Below are 18,178 nucleotides of genomic sequence, written 5' to 3'. Positions count from 1 at the left end.
CATGTCGACCGAACAGCTGATCGAAGCCGGCAGCGATACCGGCACCGCACTGGAATCGGGCGGCTTCGCCGAACTGCTGAACAAGCAGTTCCGGCCGAAGAGCGACCGCGCACAGCAGGAAGTGGAATCGGCGGTGCGCACGCTGGCCGAACAGGTGCTCAGCCGCGCGGACATCGTCAGCGACGATGTCTCGCAGACGATCAAGGCCTACATCGCCGAGATCGACCGCACGCTGACTGCACAGCTCAACCAGATCCTGCACCATCCGGACTTCCAGCAGCTGGAAGGCGCCTGGCGCGGCCTGCACTACCTGGTCAACAACACCGAGACCGATACCCAGCTGAAGATCCGGGTCTTCAATGTATCGAAGAAGGAACTGGGCAAGACCCTGAAGCGCTACAAGGGCACCGCCTGGGACCAGAGCCCGATCTTCAAGAAGGTCTATGAACACGAGTACGGCCAGCTGGGCGGCGAGCCCTATGGCTGCCTGGTGGGCGATTACTACTTCGACCAGAGCCCGCAGGATGTCGAGCTGCTGGCCGGCATGGCCCAGGTGGCGTCGGCCGCGCATGCACCTTTCCTGTCGGCGGCGGCACCGCGGCTGCTGGGCATGGATGGCTGGGATGAACTGGCCAACCCGCGCGATCTGGCCAAGATCTTCACCACCCCCGACTACGCGGCCTGGCGTTCGCTGCGCGACTCGGAAGATTCCAAGTACATCGGGCTGGCGATGCCGCGCACGCTGGCGCGCCTGCCCTACGGCGCCGCCACCGATCCGGTGGACGAGTTCGATTTCGAGGAAGACACCTCCGGCGCCGATTCGAGCCGTTACACCTGGCAGAACGCGGCCTATGCCATGGCGGTCAACATCAACCGCTCGTTCAAGCAGTACGGCTGGTGCTCCAGGATCCGCGGCATCGAGTCCGGTGGCGCGGTGGAAGGCCTGCCCACCCATACCTTCCCGACCGACGATGGCGGCGTGGACATGAAGTGCCCGACCGAGGTGGCCATCACCGACCGCCGCTCCGCCGAGCTGGACAAGCTGGGGCTGATGCCCCTGGTGCATCGCAAGAATTCCGACATGGCAGCCTTCATCAGCGCGCAGTCGTTGAACAAGCCTGCCGAGTACGACAACCCCGACGCCACCGCCAACGCGGCGCTGGCGGCCCGGCTGCCGTACATGTTCGCCTGCAACCGCTTCGCGCATTACCTCAAGTGCATCGTGCGCGACAAGATCGGTTCGTTCTCCAGCCGCGAGCAGATGCAGAAGTGGCTGGGCAACTGGATTCTCAACTACGTCGACGGTGATCCGGCCAACTCCAGCGAGGAGTACAAGGCCAGCCATCCGCTCGCCGCCGCCGAGGTGGTGGTGGAGGAGGTGGAAGGTGCGCCCGGCTATTACACCTCCAAGTTCTTCCTGAAACCGCACTACCAGCTGGAAGGACTGACCGTTTCGCTGCGGCTGGTTTCGCGCCTGCCGTCACAGGCCAAGGCCTGATCTTCCCGTTCCCCTTCCCGCGCCGGCCAGGCCCTGGCCGGCGAACCGATTCGACAGCCGATTGAAGGAGCAGTTCCATGGCATTCGACATGCATCTGAAGTTCCAGGGTGGCAGCGTCACCATCGAAGGTGGCTCGACCCACGCCAAGCACAAGAACGAGATTCCGGTACTGGCCTGGTCGTGGGGCGTCAGCAACAGCGGCGACCTGCACAGCGGCGGGGTCAGCTCCGGTGGCAAGGCACACGTCCAGGACATCTCCATCACCAAGTACGTGGACAAAAGCTCCAACGCGCTGCTGCAGGCTGCCAGCACCGGTGCACGCCTCGAGGAGGCGTGGTTGTACGTGACCAACGCCACCGGCGAGCAGACCGACTATGTGACCCTGCACCTGTCCAACGGCGTGCTGATCACTTCGGTATCCACCGGCGGCTCCGGCGGCGAGGACCGCCTGACCGAGAACGTCACCCTGCACTTCGGCAAGTTCCAGTACGGGTTCCAGCCGCAGAAGCCCGACGGCACCGCCGACGGCGCGGCCAAGACCTTCACCTACGACATGCAGGCCGTGGCCAAGGGCTGATGCATGAACGTGCCGCCCACCACCGATACCGCACCGGCCGTGGACCTGCTGCGGGCCGGTGACCTGGGCGGCGCGCTGCAGGCGCAGCGCGAACGTGTGCGTGCCGCACCGACCGCCGCCGCTGAACGTGTCTTCCTGTTCCAGCTGCTGGCCGTGCTCGGCCAGTGGCAACGGGCCGAGGCCCAGCTGCAGGCGGCCGTGCAGCTCGATGCCAGCCTGTCGCTGCTGGGCAGTGCCGGCCACGCCCTGCTGTGTGCCGAGCAGGTGCGTGCCGAGGTATTCGCCGGCACGCGCCTGCCGCCCGTACTGGGCACGCCGCAGCCCTGGCTGGCGCCGCTGCTGCAGGCCGTGCAGCTGCAGCAGCAGGGCCACATCGACGCAGCCATTGATCTGCGCGAACAGGCGTTCTCGCAGGCACCGGCGGTCGCGGGTGACTGTGATGGCGAGCCGTTCGAGTGGATCGCTGATGCCGACCCGCGTTTCGGTCCCTGCCTGGAAGTGATCACCCCCAGCGGCTATGCGTGGCTGCCGCTGGATGGCCTGGCTGAACTGCGCATTGATCCTCCCGAAGACCTGCGTGACCTGGTCTGGGCACCGGCCGAACTGCACCTGCGCCAGGGCACTGCGCTGCGTGCGTTCGTGCCGGTACGTTATCCGGGCAGCGAAGCCGGCGATGACAGCGGCCTGCAGCTGGCCCGGCGCAGTGAATGGGACGAGCACGGCATCGGCAGTGGCCAACGCATGCTGGCCACCGACAGCGGTGACCATCCCCTGCTGCAGATACGGCAGCTGCGGCTGCAGCGTGCGGACTGAGATGCGCCGATGGCCGAGCTGACCACCACCGAGCGCCTGCAGCCGTCCCTGCTGGACCGGTTGACCGACGATGCACCGCTGCAGCGCGACGAAAGCCGCGAACAGCGGGTGATCTCTGCCAGCCGACTGCGCGAGTGCGTGATGCGCGACCTGTCGTGGCTGCTCAACAGCGTGCACCTGGCGGCCAGCACGCGCCTGGAGGACATGACCGACGTCGCCGGTTCGGTGCTCAACTACGGCATTCCGGACCTGACCGGGCTGGAGCTGGCCGGACTGGATGTCGCGACGCTGCAGCGGCGGCTGCGCGAGGCCATCCTCGCCTTCGAGCCGCGCCTGATCGCACACACGCTGCAGGTGACCGTCCAGGCCAACGCGCAACGGATGGACCGGCGCTCGCTGGTGTTCGACATCCGCTCGGAAATGTGGGCGCAGCCGATCCCGCTGAATCTCTACCTGAAGACCGAAGTGGACCTGGAGACCGGCCGCATGGACCTGGTCGAGGGCAATGCCTGATGGATCCGCGCCTGCTCCGCCACTACAACCGCGAGCTGCAGCACATCCGTGGCATGGGCGCGGAGTTCGCCCGCGAGTTTCCGAAGATCGCCGGGCGCCTGGGCATGGATGGCATGGAGTGTGCCGATCCCTATGTCGAGCGCCTGCTGGAAGGCTTCGCCTTCCTTGCCGCTCGCGTGCAGGTGAAGCTGGACGCGCAGTTCCCGGTGTTCACCCAGCACCTGCTGGAGATGGTGTATCCGCACTTCCTGGCGCCGGTCCCTTCCATGGCGGTCGTGCAGCTGCAGCCGGACCTGAAGGACGCCAAGCTGGCTGCGGGCCACCGTGTGCCCCGCCACAGCCGCCTCGTTGCCACGCCAGTGGCCGGCGAGCGCACGGCCTGTGAATACCGTACCGCGCATGAGGTGACGCTGTGGCCATTGCAGCTGGTGGAAGCGCGCTATTTCGAGAATCCGGCGGCATTGGCGGCGGCGGAGGTCGCAATTCCTACCGACAGCGCGGCGCGTGCGGGGCTGCGCCTGCGCCTGCAGGCACAGGCGGGCGTACCGCTGGCGACGTTGTCGCTGGATCGCCTGCCGTTGTTCCTGGCCGGCACCGATGGCCTGCCACGGCGGCTGTATGAGCAGCTGATGGGCAACGCGTGTGGCTGCTGGCTGCGTGCGGGAGGTCCGGCCCACTGGCAGCCCGCTGAAGCCCTGCAGCCGGTCGGTTTCGACGACACGCAGGCATTGCTGCCGTATGACAGGCGTTCGTTCAGTGGCTACCGGCTGCTGCAGGAGTATTTCGCCTGCCCGGAGCGGTTCCTGTTCGTCGAACTGACCGGGCTGAAGCCGGTGTTGCAGCGCGCCACCGGCAACCAGCTGGAGGTCGTGATCCTGTTCGATCGCAGTGAGCCCGGCCTGCACAATGCGCTGGGCGTGGACAACGTCCGCCTGTACTGCACGCCGGCCATCAACCTGTTTCCGCAGGCGGCCGACCGCGTGCATCTGTCGCCCGGACGCCACGAATACCATGTGCTGCCCGACCGTACCCGGCCGCTGGACCTGGAAGTGCATAGCGTCACCGCCGTGGACGGCTACGGTGACGGCCAGTCGCCCGAGCAGCGCTTTGCACCGTTCTATGGCAGCCAGGCACGTACCTGGCACGATCCGCAAGGCGCGTACTACACGCTGCGTCGCGAGCCGCGCCAGCTGTCGGCTCGCCAGCGGCGGCAGGGCGCACGCTCCAGCTACGTGGGCAGCGAGGTATTCATCAGCCTGGTCGACGCTGCTGATCGACCCTTCCCCAGCCGGCTGCGCCAGCTGGGGCTGCAGCTGCTGTGCAGCAACCGTGACCTGCCGTTGCAGATGCCGGTGGGCAAGGGACGCACCGACTTCAGCCTGGACGATGGTGCACCGGTCACCGCGATCCGCTGCGTGGCCGGACCGACCCGTCCACGGCCGGCCGGCGACGGCGGCGAAAGTGCCTGGAAACTGCTCAGCCACCTGCAGCTGAACTACCTGTCGCTGTTCGAGGACGGCGACGCACGCGGTACCGATGCGTTGCGCGAAATGCTGGCGCTGTACTGCGATCCACACGACGCCGGCGCGCAGCGCCAGCTGGAGGGACTGCGGGGCGTCTCAGCGCGTTCAATCGTGCGCCGCATCCCGGTGCCCGGCCCGATCACCTTCGGCCGTGGGCTGGAGATCACCCTGACCTGCGAGGATGCTGCTTTCGAAGGAACCGGAGCCTATCTGCTGGCGGCAGTGATGCGCCAGTTTTTCGCACGCTACGTTTCGATCAATGCCTTCACCGAAACCGTGCTGCGCACCGTTGAACGCAATGAGGTGGCCCGATGGACGGCCAGACCGGGCGCGCTGCTGGCGCTGTAGACGCGCGCGCTGCGCTGCTGCAGGCGCTGGCCGCGGCACCGCACGCGTTCGAGGCGTTCACCGCGCTGCGCCTGCTGGAACGGACGCACCCGCACCTGCCGCGCTGGGGGTGCTCGACACGCCCGGAGGAGGATCCGCTGCGGCTGCGGCAGGCACCGAGCCTGGCCTTCGCTCCCCGGGATGTCGATGCGGTGGTTCCGGCAACCCGCACGTGCCCACCGCAGTTGCGCATGTTCGGCTTCGGCCTGTTCGGACCGAATGGTCCCCTGCCACTGCACCTGACCGAGTACGCACTGCAGCGGCAGCGCAGCGCACGCGATGACAGCCTGGTGGCGTTCGCCGACCTGTTCCATCACCGGCTCATGAGCGTGTTCTACCGCGCCTGGGCCGATGCACAACCCGTGGTACAGGCCGACCGGCCAGAGGACGACCGCTTCCGCCTGTACCTGGGGGCGTTGGTCGGCATCGCATCCCCCGCACTGCAGCGCCGTGATGCGCTGGACGATGACTTCCGCCGCCATCACGCCGGGCACCTGCTGCCGATGGCGCGCAATGCCGGGGGCCTGCGTGCGTTGACAGAAGCGGCGCTGCAGGTGCCCGCGCAGGTGATCGGCTTCATCGCCGAATGGATGCGCCTGCCCGAGGACGCGCAGCTGCACCTGGGGGTGCGCAGCAACCGGCTGGGCCACAGTGCGGTGCTGGGCGCGCAGGTGCGCGGGTGCCAGCATCGTTTCCGCCTGCGCATCGGCCCGCTTGACCTGGCCAGCTTCCGCCACTGGTTGCCGGGTGGCACGCAGCTGCCACGCCTGGCGGCCCTGATACGCAGCCACAGCGGCGACACCCAGGCCTGGGACGTGCAGCTGCTGCTGCGCGCCGACCAGGTGCCGACGCTGCGCCTGGCCCGCAGTGGGCGCCTTGGCCTGGACACCTGGCTGGGTCGACGCGCCTGGAGCGTGGCCGACGCCGATGACGTGGTCGTGCATCCGCGCGCCGCGATGGCCTTCACCGACCGACCTGGACCCCTGCCATGACCGAGATCCGCCGCAGTGCGCTGTTCGGCAAGCTCAACCCGCTTGCCTACCGTGCCATCGAAAGTGCCACCGTGTTCTGCAAGCTGCGCGGCAACCCCAACGTGGAGCTGGTGCATTGGCTGCACCAGCTGTTGCAGCTGCAGGATTCGGACCTGCACCGCATCGTGCGCCATGCGCAGCTGGACCCGGCGCGGCTGGCGCGTGACGTCACCGATGCGCTGGAGCGCCTGCCGCGCGGAGCGGGGGGTGTCACCGATCTGTCCAGTGCGGTGGAGGAGGCGGTCGAACGCGCCTGGATCCAGGCGTCGCTGGGTTTCGGCGAAGCGCAGGTGCGCAGTGCCTACCTGTTGCTGGGCATGCTCTCCAGCCGCAGCCTGCGTAGCGGGCTGTCGGCGATCTCGCGCGAGTTCGACAAGCTCAGGCCGGAAGCGCTGAGCGAGGGCCTGGCCGGCATCATCGCGGGCTCGCCGGAAGAGGGGCAGCGACCGACCGATGGCTTCGCGCTGGGCAATGCCGCCGCACCGGGTGACGCCAGCGGTGCCATCGCACCCGCTGCGATGGGCAAGCAGGAAGCGCTGGCGCGGTTCACCAGCGACCTGACCGCGCAGGCCCGCGATGGCAAGCTCGATCCGATCATCGGCCGCGATGATGAGATCCGCCAGGTGGTCGACATCCTGATGCGGCGGCGGCAGAACAACCCGATCCTGGTCGGGGAAGCCGGGGTCGGCAAGACCGCCGTGGTCGAGGGCCTCGCCCAGCGTATCGCGCGCGGCGACGTGCCCCCTGCACTGAAGGATGTGCAGCTGCGCGCGCTGGACGTTGGCCTGCTGCAGGCTGGCGCTAGCATGAAGGGTGAATTCGAGCAGCGCCTGCGTGCGGTGATCGACGAAGTGCAGGCCAGCCCGGCGCCGATCATCCTGTTCGTGGACGAGACCCACACGCTGGTGGGTGCCGGGGGCGCGGCCGGCACCGGCGATGCGGCCAACCTGCTGAAGCCGGCATTGGCGCGCGGCACGCTGCGCACGGTCGGCGCCACCACCTGGGCCGAGTACAAGAAGTACATCGAGAAAGACCCTGCGCTGACCCGGCGATTCCAGGCAGTGCAGGTGGAGGAACCGGACGAGGCGCGTGCGGTGCGGATGATGCGCGGCGTGGCCAGCATGATGGAGAAGCACCACCAGGTGCAGATCCTGGATGAAGCGCTGGAAGCTGCGGTCAGGCTGAGCCATCGCTACATCCCGGCGCGGCAGCTGCCGGACAAGTCGGTCAGCCTGCTCGATACCGCGTGCGCACGCGTGGCGGTCAGCCTGCACGCAGTACCAGCGGAGGTGGACGACAGCCGCAGGCGGATTGAATCGCTGCAGACCGAGCAGGCGATCATCGACCGCGAATCCGCGATCGGCATCGTGGTGGCCGAGCGCGGCGCGACCTGCGCGCAGGCACTGGCCGACGAGGAGCAGCGCCTGTCCGGGCTGGAGCAGCGCTGGCAGGCCGAGAAAGCGCTGGTCGATGAACTGCTGGACCTGCGTGCACAGCTGCGCAGCGGCAACGTGCCCGTGGAAGGTACCGGCAGCGCATTGGAAGCGGCGGCGGCACAGGCCGATGGCGATGCCGTGGTGGCCTCGGTACCGGTGCAGGCATGCGACCGAGATGTGCTGCTGGCACGACTGCAGCTGGTACAGGCCGAACTGGCGGCACTGCAGGGCGAGGCACCGCTGATCCTGCCGACGGTCGATCACCAGGCGGTGGCGGCGGTGGTGGCCGACTGGACCGGCATTCCGGTCGGGCGCATGGCACGCAACGAGATCGACACCGTTCTGCGACTGCCGGAGTTGCTTGGCCAACGCGTGATCGGCCAGGACCATGCGATGGAGATGATCGCCAAGCGCATCCAGACCAGCCGCGCAGGCCTGGACAACCCGGACAAGCCGATCGGCGTGTTCCTGCTGGCGGGCACCTCTGGCGTGGGCAAGACCGAAACCGCGCTGGCGCTGGCCGAGGCGCTGTACGGCGGCGAGCAGAACCTGATCACCATCAACATGAGCGAGTACCAGGAAGCACATACGGTGTCGTCACTGAAGGGGGCGCCGCCGGGCTATGTGGGTTATGGCGAGGGTGGTGTGCTGACCGAAGCAGTGCGCCGCAAGCCGTACTCGGTGGTGCTGCTGGACGAGGTGGAGAAGGCGCACCCGGACGTGCACGAACTGTTCTTCCAGGTGTTCGACAAGGGCTGGATGGAAGACGGCGAAGGCCGCCGCATCGACTTCCGCAACACGCTGATCCTGCTGACCAGCAACGCCGGCACCGAACTGATCGCCAGCCTGTGCGCCGATCCGGAACTGGTTCCCGACCCGGAAAGCATGGCCAAGGCATTGCGCGCGCCACTGCTGAAGGTGTTTCCGCCGGCGCTGCTGGGGCGGCTGGTGGCGATTCCGTACTACCCGCTGAGCGCGGACATGCTGGGTCGCATCGTGCGGCTGCAGCTGAACCGCATCAAGAAGCGGGTGGAGGCACGTTATCGCATTCCGTTCGAGTACGACGACTCGGTGGTGGAACTGGTGGTGAGCCGTTGCACCGAAGGCGAATCGGGTGGGCGGATGATCGACGCGATATTGACCAATTCGATGTTGCCGGAGATCAGTCGAAACATGCTGGGCAGTGCGGTCGACGGAAGTGTTATGGCGGGGATCAGGATAGGTACGGGACGTTCGGACTTTGAATACACGTTCGTCTGATTTCCGGGACGCACGCGGAATGCGTATCCATTGAAAATTGGCCACTTGAAGGCATCAAGAGGAAGGAGGAATCCATGTGCGATATCTGTGACATCGCTGCGAGAACGGCTGCAGAAAAGCATGCAGCGTTCCGGTCGGCTGAACTTAAGGGACATGGCAGGGCGGCGCATGGTCGCGATGCTGGTCGGAGAAAGAAGAACTCTGAAGACAATGCAGAGCGCGATGAGGAGGCCGCCTGGAATCATATCTATGAGGAAACCTATAACCGGGTGTTCAAGCAGAACCACCCGAAAAAAGGTTCATGAGGCCCGCACCGAGCGCCGGATATATGTGCAGTTCACTCAATCAATCGACGATGGCAAATAGACATGCCGATACTCTTTCATGATGGAAAGAATGAAATCTACAAGGCCTATTCCGGCGGCGCGGCGTGGAATTCAGATGGGATCATCGCGCCGGGGACGCCGTATACCAAATGGATAAAGAGCCATTGCAACACTGAGGCCTTCATCACGGGATTGTTCGAAGCGGCCATGGCGATCAAGCCATACGCAGAGGCGCAAATGACGCTCGCTGACTACAAAAGTAGCGATGAGATCAGCCTCATCGTTCTCAAAGGGCTGCACCAATGGCGAAAACATCCCAAAGGGCCCGGTTCGATATTTGGGATGCATGTGACCTTCGGGCTGGATGGCTACATATGGCATGTCAATGCGCTTCTCGATCGGAACCGCCAAGTCGGTAAGTTCATGGGGCCTTGTACGCGCGGCGAGTCGGTCACAGCCAAGGACCACGACGGATGGACGATCGTCAAATAGCATGCATGATTCATCGCTCATGGCGAACGCGGATCCAGACAGAAGGCGAAGATTCTTGTTGGAGTTCGAGCCAACCAACCTGGGCCAAGAATCCAGTCGCGAGAGACTGGCGGGCCAGATAAGGAAGTTCACATGCAACCCGCCGCCCGCCTCACCGATCTCCACACCTGCCCGATGGTCACCGGCGTGGTTCCGCATGTCGGTGGCCCGATCACGGCACCCGGTGCGCCAACCGTGCTGATCGGTGGCCTGCCTGCCGCACGGGTGGGCGATCTGTGCACCTGCGTTGGCCCGCCGGACAGCATCGTCAAAGGCTCGGTGAAGGTCTTCATCAAGGGCCAACCGGCGGCGCGCCTGGGTGACAGCACCGCGCATGGCGGTGTGATCGTAATCGGGTGCTTCACGGTACTGGTGGGCTGAGCACGCCAGTACCTGGTGCACGAAGGCCACCACCAGGACATCTGCGGACATTTCCCAAAGGCTTCGGGTCAATCCCGGTCAGACGATGCAACGATCGCCGGGACATATGGAGATCGCCCGTACAGCTGGCTTCTGTGATGCGTGACCACTTTAGGTCGATCCAAATCTCCGTCATCGCGTTCAAGTGAGACGAATCGCCGCCTGATACTCCTTCACACGGTCGGAGAATTCAGCCTATATGCGTCACGTCCTGACTATTTCTACACGCTTTGCTCGCGTAGGATCGACCGCGCCGCGCCTGGGGATCCGCGGCTACGTCCCGGATGACCGCCCTCCCGATACTGTCGCCCCAGCGGCCAGCGCGACGTCTCTTCGTTGCGGGCGGGCAGCGTTTCGCCATGCATCCCTGCATGGCGGCGCGTCCGGCGTCGAGCGAGGGATTGCCATGAATGACACGCTGCCGCCCGCCGAGGGCATCACCCACCTGCTTGCGCGCTGGCAGGACGGCGAAGCACCGGCCAGCGATACGCTGGCGCGACTGGTCTACGACGAACTGCACCAGATCGCGGTGCGCAGCCTGGCACGTGGCGTGGCCGATGGTTTCCAGCCCACCGAGCTGGTCAACGAGGCCTGGATGCGGCTGTCGGCACGCGAGCATGGCTTCGCATCGCGCGGGCATTTCTATGCAGTGGCGTCGTTGCAGATGCGTCACCTTCTGGTGGACCTTGCGCGCATGCGCGATCGTGGCAAGCGACGCGGGCAGCAGGTCACGCTGACGGTGAAGCTGGTCGATCCCGGCGTGCAGCCGGTGGACCTGCTCAGCATCGCCGAGGCGTTCGATGAGCTGGCCAGGCTGGATGCCCGCAAGGCGCGTGCGTTCGCGATGACCGAACTGGTCGGGCTGACCGTGGCTGAAACCGCGAATCTGCTGGACATTTCCATTCCCACCGCCGAGCGCGATCTGCGTTTCGTGCGCGTCTGGTTGGCCGCACGGTTGTCGTCATGCTGAGCCTGGAGCGCTGGCGCCAGCTGGAAAGTCTCTTCCACCGGGCCAGCGCACTGAGTGGCGCGGCGCGTGCGGCGTTCGTACAGGCGGAGGTCGGACATGACCCGCCATTGCGTCGCGAACTGGAGGCGATGCTGGCGGTGGAGGCCGAAGCTACGGTGCGCCTGCGGGTCCCGCTGCGCCAGGCGGTCTCCGAGATCGGCCGCGAACCGCCCCCGATCCTGCCACCGGGTACCCGCTGCGGCCCGTGGGCGGTAGACGCGATGATCGGCACGGGTGGCATGGGCCGGGTCTACCTTGGCCATCGTGCCGACGGCGCCTATCGGCAGCAGGTGGCCATCAAGATGATGGCCAACCCGGGGCTGGATGAGAAAAGCCGAGCGTTCTTCGAGTTCGAATGCCAGATGCAGGCACAGATGCATCACCCCGCCATCGCGCAGATCTATGACGCGGGGATGCATGAGGACGAACGTCCCTACCTGGTGATGGAGTACATCGACGGCGAGGGCATCGACCGCTGGTGCGCCCAGCGTCGCGCACCGCTGGACCTGCGGGTGCGGCTGATGATGCAGGTCTGCCAGGGCGTGCAGCATGCACACCAGAAGGGTGTGATCCATCGCGACCTGAAGCCGAGCAATGTGCTGGTGGGTGCCGTGGATGGCGCACCGCAGCCGAAGATCATCGACTTCGGCATCGCCATTGCCGGCAGCCATGACGATACCGATCGCTGGTCCGGCGGCACGCCGGGCTACATGAGCCCGGAGCAGACAGGCCTGGAGATCGATATCGACGCGCGCAGTGACGTGTACTCGCTGGGCGCGATGCTGCATGAGCTGCTGTGCGGGCAACGGCCACCGGCACGGATGCCGGAGCCGCTGTCGCCGTTGGCAGTGTTCCTCGCTCTGACGGTCGAGGCGCAGGCCGGGATGGCTGCGTCCTGCCAGTGCAGCCGGCGTGAACTGCGGCGGGCTCTGGAGGAAGGCCTGGATGCCATCGTGCGTCGTGCCACCGACCCGCAGCGCTCGGGGCGCTATGACGGTGTATCGGCGCTGCTGGCCGACCTCGACCGCTGGTGTCGCAACATTCCGCCGTTGGTGTCACGCCAGCAGCGGTTGCTGGTGGCCCGCAAGTTCCTGCAGCGGCATCGGTTGCCGGTGGTCCTGGCGGCCTTGACCCTGGGCTGCGTGGTGGTTGGCCTGGCGGCATCGCTGTGGGCGCTGCAGCAGGCGCGTAGCCAACAGGCCGTGGCCAGTCACCGCCAGCAGCAACTGGAGCGCATGGTCGAATTCCAGCAGGAGATGCTGCAGAGCGTGGACGTCGATGCGATGGGGCATGCGATGGCCGCGGCCAACGGCGAGGCGATGCAGCGGGCGTTGCAGGATTCAGCTGACGCGCCGCTGGATCTGGAAGCACTGCGGGCCAAGGTTCCGGCCTCGGACATCGCCCGTGACCTGCTGGAGCGCTACGTGGTGGCCCATGCACTGGATCGCCTGCAGCAGGACTTTGCCGATGATCCATCCCTGTCTGCGGACCTGCGCCAGTCGCTGGCCCGTGTGCTGATTTCGATCGGCCGTTACCCGGCAGCGGTGCGCGAGCTGCAGTCGGTGCTGTCGGTGCAGCGCGAGCAGCATGCAGGCGGCCTGCGCCTGGTATCGGCGCTGGCTGATCTGGCCGATGCGCTGTATCGCCGCGGCAACCTGGTCGAGGCGCGCGGCCTGCTGGACGAAGCCCTGTCACTCCAGCGGCCGGAGCTGGCGCCGGACAATCCGCTGTGGCTGCGGGTGGGCGCGCAGCAGGCGCAGGTGATGGCGGGGCAGGGAGAACTGGGGAAGGCGCTGCAGCGGCAGCAGGCCCTGGTCACGGCGTGGACGCCGCGGCTGGAGAAGGACGCCCCCGCGCTGCTGGAACTGGAGCTGGGCATGGTGACCACGCTCAGCGAGCTGACCCGCCGCGAAGAGGCCCTGGCGCGGCTGGAGCCCCTGCTGCCCCGGTTCCGCGCGCGTTTTGGTGACAACGCACCGCGCACGCTGGCGGCGATGCTGATGCTGGCGCGCCTGCAGAACACGTTCAACGAATACGAAAACTCGTTGGCGCTGGCCAGCGAAGTGCGCCAGCGGCGCGAGCGCAGCCTCGGCTCCGAGCATCCTGACACGCTTGCGGCGGCGGCCCTGCAGGGCTTCAACATGGTGCGCCTGGCACAGGCCGAGCCGGCGTTCACCCAGACCCAGGCCTTCATGGAGCACCTGCTGGGCGAGCAGCAGCGCGTGCTGGGGCCCGACCACCCGGATGCCCTGCAGACCAAGGCGGAGCTGATCCGGGTGCTGGCCAAGCAGGATGATCCGCAGCGCTTCGAGCGTGCCGTGCAGCTGCAGCGTGAACTGCTGCAGCAGCGCACGCGCACGCTTGGGCGGATGCATCCGGACACGCTGTTCACCCTGGGCGGGCTGGCCAGCATGCTGGCCAGGACCGATCACTATGATGAGGCGCGCGAGGCGGCGTATGCCGCGCTGGAAGGCAACCAACGGCTGATGCCGGACGACTATCGCCTGATCTCGGCGACCTGGGACGTGGTGGGGCGGGTCGAGAACCGTGCCGGCCGCTTGCCGGCCGCGCGCGATGCCCATGCCAAGGCATTGGAACTGCGCGCGTCCAGCCGCGGCGTGCTCGACGCGCATACGACGGAGAGCGCGTCGCGGCTCTACGCCGTGCTCAAGCGCATGCATGCCACCGAGGCGATGGCCGACATCGAACGGCACTATCTCGATCCGGTGATCGCACGGGACCCGGCAACGCTCAATACATCGCAGCGCAGCGTGCGCGACGAAGCACTGAGGGCGCTGAAGGAACCGGGGGAGCCGGGCAGCCTCGGCCGGTGAGACGAAATGCCGGTTGCGCGCCGGCAACGCGTGGGAGCATCCGGTCGCGGATCCGGCCAGCACCCGCGCGGGCCGGACGAATCTTCTCCACCGTGGACGGGCATGGCGCGCACGATCTCCCTGCAGTCGGACCTGGGCGGACGACTGCGCTTCCAGCAGCTTCAGGGCCGTGAGTCGCTCGGCCAACCCTACCGCTATGTGCTGTCGGCACTGTGCAGTGGAGATCCGCCGGATCCCTCCCGCCTGCTTGGCACCCCGTTCGGCATCAGCCTGGTGCATGACAATGGCAGCCGCCATCTGCATGGCATCGTCGCGGCCGTCGCCCTGCTGGGGCAGCGCGAGGTGGGCGATGAACGCTTCACCGCGATCGAAGTCACCCTGGTGCCGCGTCTGTGGCTGCTTGGCCAGCAGCACGACAGCCGCATATTCTCCGGGCAATCGGTGGCGGACATCGTGCGCACGCTGCTGTCGGAGATCGGTTGCACCGATGTGCGGCTGCAGTTGGGGGGCCATCCTGTCGTGCGCGATTATTGTGTCCAGTACGATGAGCCGAGCCTGGACTTCATCCATCGGCTGTTGCAGCAGGAAGGCCTCTACTACTACTTCGAGCACGCTGCAGATCGCCACACGCTGGTGCTTGCCGATGGCCTGGGCGCCCATGCCACGGTGGCACCGTTCGAGCGCCTGCCCTGGCAGGCCGAGCGTGAGCCGCCGGCGCTGGGAGCACCGGGCATGGCCGACTGGCAGCAGCAGCACCAGCTGCGCCCGACGCACTGGCAGCTGGATGAGTTCGATCCGGCGAAGCCGCGCGCGGTGCTGCTGGGAGAGGCGCAGGCCGATCGCGATGACGGTGCCGGTACGCGTTCCATCTACCGCGGCCATGGCCGGCAGCAGAGCGCGGAACAGGGCCGGCAGCGGGCACAGGTGCGCGTTGAAGCCGAGCAGGCCGCACGTGCGCAGTGGCATGGCCGCACCCGCGCCTGGAACCTGGGTGCCGGCCATCTGTTCGAACTCGAAGGGTGTCCGCAGGCCGGCTGCAACCGGCAGTACCTGGTGGTGGCCAGCGAGCTTGACGTCGTCGAGGCGGCTCCCGGTTCGGTAACGGCCAGTGCGGGTCCATCACTGCAGTGCCGGTTGCAGGTACTCGACAGTCGCGTGCCGTACCGTTCGCTGGCCGACACGCGGTGGCCGCGCATTGCCGGCCTGCAGAGCGCCATCGTGGCCGGCGACAACGACGAGGACATTGCCGTGGATGCGCAGGGACGGGTGAACGTGCATTTCCACTGGAGCCGCGCGGCCCGCAGCCATGGTCGCGTTTCGTGCCCGGTACGCGTGGCGACGTCCTGGGCGGGCAAGGGGTGGGGGGCGCAGAGCCTGCCGCGGGTCGGCCAGGAAGTACTGGTCGCGTTCCTCGAGGGCGACCCGGACCGGCCGCTCATTGTCGGCAGCGTCTTCAATGCGGACCACGTGCCACCCTATGCGTTGCCGGAACAGCGGACGCGCTCGGGCATCCGCAGCCGCAGCCATCCCGATGGGGGCGCGGATGACTACAACGAGATCTGCTTCGAGGACCGCAAGGGCGCCGAGGAGTTGCGCCTGCACGCGCAACGCGACCTGCATGTGGAGGCCGAGCATGACCGCACCCTGAAGGTCGGCCATGACCAGCAGGCCACCATCGGCAACGACCAGACCCTCACCGTCGAGCATGACCAGCGTGCCACGATCCGCCACGACCGCAGCATCAAGGTCGACAATGAAGACTCGCTGGACGTGGGCACCCATGCGCGGATCCACGTCGGCCAACGCTTCCGGCTGGAGGCTGGGCAGGAGATCGAGCTGGTCACTGGCGCCTCGCGCATCGTGATGAACAGCGCCGGTGACATCGCGGTCGAGGGCGTTAACGTGCGCATCGGTGGCAACAGCACGGTAGAGATCGAAGGAGGCGTGGAAGTCCGCATCAAGGCGGGCGCCAGCATGGATATCGGTGCGGGGGCGAGCCTGAAGATGCACTCCGACGCCACCCTGCAGGTGCAGGGTGGGGCGATGGCCGAGGTCAAGGCGCCGATGCTGACCCTGTCCGGCGACGCATTGGCCAAGCTGGCCGCCGCGCTGGTGACGATCGGATGAGCATGCACATGGATACGGTCGCGCAGGCCTGTGCGGACATGCAGATCGACGCGCAGGCCTGTGCGGTGCTGGCGCCCGGGCTGCCGCCGGCCCAGGCAGTACAGGTGCTGCTGCACGCCGGCTACGTGCAGGCCGCGTTGCAGCTGGCCGCGCGCCTGTTGCCCAAGCGCTACGTGGTGGCCTGGCTGTGCCAGTGCGCACGTGGTGAAACGCTGGCGCCGGAAGCACGTGCGGGGGCCATGCTGGCCGAGCGCTGGTTGCGCGAGCCCAGTGAAGGTAACCGCCGTGCTGCCTTCGAGTTCGCCAATGCGGGTGGCTACCGCAGCGTAGGTGCCTGGCTGGCAGCCAGTGCCGGCTGGGCCGAGGGCAGTCTGGCACCGGCGGGGCAACCGGTGGTGGTGGTGCCGCCGGACCATCTGGTGGCGTGCGCCGCCGTCGCAGCGCTGGGCCTGCTTGCCGCCGAGCAGCCGCAGGCCTTCCAGCAACGCAGGCGTGGCTATGCCGAGCAGGCTCTGGCGCTGCTGGACGCGGCGCGATGAACCGCTGTTCCACCCATGACGCCTACGTTGACGTTGCTGACGGAGCACAGCCGCTGTGAATGCCATCCACAATCTGATCCTGACCGTCAGTGGCCGCCAGGCCGCGCAGTTCGGGCCCGCGGCACAGAAGGTCTTCATGCAGGGTGGGGGCAGCCTGGGCCGTTCCGACGAGTGTGACTGGGTGCTGCCTGCCTCGGGTGTGTCGCGCACCCACGCGGTGGTGCGCTTCCTCAACGGCATGTACTTCATCGAAGACTGCAGCACCAACGGGCTGCTGCTCAACGGCCAGGCGCTGGTGCGTGGCGAGCCGGCCGCACTTGGCGATGGTGACCGCTTACAGCTGGACAGTTTCGAGATCGATGTCCGCCTGCAGAGCGTGGGGCCATCGTCGATGCCGCTACCGGGCGCAGACGCCGGCAATCCCGACCTGACCCAGGTGGTGGTGGCCGCGCTGCCACGGCACGAGGGTGCAGCCGTGCCTATGTTGGAAGATCCGTTTGACGTGCTGTGGGGACGCGCGACGGGAGGGGCCTCCGCAGCGCCGGATGCCATGGTGGCGGACCTGGCACTGGCGCCGCAGGACGAACTGGATCCGTTGCGTCTGCTGCCCGCCAGTGCAGCAGCGCCCGCACCGCCGCGCAGTGACGCCGATGGCTGGCACCACGCCGCCGCCAGCCACGATCATTTCCGTCCGCCCGCACCGGTACAGGCGACGCAGCGGTTGCCCGACGACTGGGATCTGACCCAGGGAGACTTCAGTGCGGCAACGCCATCGTCGCCCGCCGCTGCCCCCGCCCGCACGCCGGGGGCAGCGATGCCGGAAGATCTGGACCGGGTGTTTGCGATCGTGGTGGAAGGGGTGATGGACGTGCTGCGCGCCCGTGCGGAAATCAAGAACACCTTCCGCCTTCCGGTCACCGTGATCCAGCGTTCGGAGAACAACCCGCTGAAGTTCGCGGCCACCACGCAGGAGGCGATGCAGAAGCTGTCGGCGCCCGCCGGTGGTGCGTTCCTCAGCGGCGCTGCGGCGTTCGATGATGCCTTCGATGACATCCGCTGCCACCAGATGGCCATGCTGGCTGGCATGCGCGCCGCTTACGAGGCAATGCTGTTCCACTTCAGTCCCGACCGGATCGAGCAGGAGGCCGATGGCAACGGTCGCCGTCTGGCGTTCGCTGGCAAGGGACGCTACTGGGACCGCTATCGCGAGAACTTCCAGCGCATGGTCAAGGATCCGGACGACTGCTTCCGCCGCTTGTTCGGCGATGAGTTCGCGCGGGCCTATGAAACGCAGCTGGCTCGCTATCGCAGCAGTCGCAGCAGCGGTGGTCCACGCCCGGGCTGAGACGAATT

The 18,178-nt window shown here is 66.9% G+C and carries 15 protein-coding genes; all 15 read left to right on the top strand.

Annotated elements, in window-relative coordinates:
- Position 1: 1 nt before the first annotated feature.
- Positions 2–1,498 (top strand): type VI secretion system contractile sheath large subunit, encoded by a 1,497-nt coding sequence (gene tssC, locus D5301_RS22740; protein ID WP_110714162.1) that lies wholly within the window; start codon positions 2–4, stop codon positions 1,496–1,498.
- A gap of 77 nt (positions 1,499–1,575) precedes the next feature.
- Positions 1,576–2,076 (top strand): type VI secretion system tube protein Hcp, encoded by a 501-nt coding sequence (locus tag D5301_RS22735; protein WP_110714161.1) that lies wholly within the window; start codon positions 1,576–1,578, stop codon positions 2,074–2,076.
- A 3-nt stretch (positions 2,077–2,079) separates the two neighbouring features.
- The gene (locus D5301_RS22730; protein WP_110714160.1) at positions 2,080–2,889 is read left to right on the top strand and encodes a type VI secretion system accessory protein TagJ; all 810 of its coding nucleotides are present in this window, start codon (positions 2,080–2,082) and stop codon (positions 2,887–2,889) included.
- 9 nt (positions 2,890–2,898) lie between these two features.
- Positions 2,899–3,402 carry a type VI secretion system baseplate subunit TssE gene (gene tssE / locus D5301_RS22725; protein ID WP_153856971.1) on the top strand — a complete coding sequence of 168 codons (504 nt, stop codon included), beginning with the start codon at positions 2,899–2,901 and terminating at the stop codon, positions 3,400–3,402.
- Positions 3,402–5,273 (top strand): type VI secretion system baseplate subunit TssF, encoded by a 1,872-nt coding sequence (gene tssF / locus D5301_RS22720; protein WP_153856970.1) that lies wholly within the window; start codon positions 3,402–3,404, stop codon positions 5,271–5,273. Before tssE ends, tssF begins: the two co-directional genes overlap by 1 nt.
- Positions 5,237–6,304 (top strand): type VI secretion system baseplate subunit TssG, encoded by a 1,068-nt coding sequence (gene tssG, locus D5301_RS22715; RefSeq protein ID WP_110714157.1) that lies wholly within the window; start codon positions 5,237–5,239, stop codon positions 6,302–6,304. The genes tssF and tssG overlap by 37 nt, the downstream gene beginning before the upstream one ends.
- Positions 6,301–9,039, top strand: a complete 2,739-nt coding sequence (gene tssH / locus D5301_RS22710; RefSeq protein ID WP_153856969.1) for a type VI secretion system ATPase TssH — start codon at positions 6,301–6,303, stop codon at positions 9,037–9,039. The genes tssG and tssH overlap by 4 nt, the downstream gene beginning before the upstream one ends.
- 74 nt (positions 9,040–9,113) lie before the next feature.
- Positions 9,114–9,344 (top strand): hypothetical protein, encoded by a 231-nt coding sequence (locus D5301_RS22705; RefSeq protein ID WP_153856968.1) that lies wholly within the window; start codon positions 9,114–9,116, stop codon positions 9,342–9,344.
- A 63-nt stretch (positions 9,345–9,407) separates the two neighbouring features.
- On the top strand, positions 9,408–9,857 hold the full coding sequence (locus D5301_RS22700; RefSeq protein ID WP_153856967.1) for a hypothetical protein: 450 nt from the start codon (positions 9,408–9,410) through the stop codon (positions 9,855–9,857).
- Positions 9,858–9,989: 132 nt separating this feature from the next.
- Entirely contained in the window at positions 9,990–10,277 is a 288-nt protein-coding gene (locus D5301_RS22695; protein WP_110714152.1) for a PAAR domain-containing protein, read from the top strand.
- A gap of 445 nt (positions 10,278–10,722) precedes the next feature.
- Complete coding sequence (locus tag D5301_RS22690; RefSeq protein ID WP_110714151.1) at positions 10,723–11,286, top strand: ECF-type sigma factor; 564 nt, start codon at positions 10,723–10,725, stop codon at positions 11,284–11,286.
- Positions 11,280–14,159, top strand: a complete 2,880-nt coding sequence (locus D5301_RS22685; RefSeq protein WP_153856966.1) for a protein kinase — start codon at positions 11,280–11,282, stop codon at positions 14,157–14,159. Before D5301_RS22690 ends, D5301_RS22685 begins: the two co-directional genes overlap by 7 nt.
- 102 nt (positions 14,160–14,261) lie before the next feature.
- Positions 14,262–16,286 (top strand): type VI secretion system tip protein TssI/VgrG, encoded by a 2,025-nt coding sequence (gene tssI / locus D5301_RS22680; RefSeq protein ID WP_194936666.1) that lies wholly within the window; start codon positions 14,262–14,264, stop codon positions 16,284–16,286.
- Positions 16,283–16,825 (top strand): hypothetical protein, encoded by a 543-nt coding sequence (locus tag D5301_RS22675; RefSeq protein WP_153856964.1) that lies wholly within the window; start codon positions 16,283–16,285, stop codon positions 16,823–16,825. The genes tssI and D5301_RS22675 overlap by 4 nt, the downstream gene beginning before the upstream one ends.
- Positions 16,826–16,889: 64 nt before the next feature.
- Positions 16,890–18,170, top strand: coding sequence for a type VI secretion system-associated FHA domain protein TagH (tagH, locus tag D5301_RS22670; protein WP_324187382.1), 1,281 nt, complete (start codon positions 16,890–16,892; stop codon positions 18,168–18,170).
- Positions 18,171–18,178: the final 8 nt, after the last annotated feature.

Origin of the sequence: Stenotrophomonas sp. MH181796 (assembly GCF_009659995.1) — a bacterium.
Classification (GTDB): Bacteria; Pseudomonadota; Gammaproteobacteria; order Xanthomonadales; family Xanthomonadaceae; genus Stenotrophomonas; species Stenotrophomonas riyadhensis.
The sequence above is the reverse complement of the archived record's forward strand: the minus strand, read 5'-3'. Positions and strand labels throughout refer to the sequence as shown.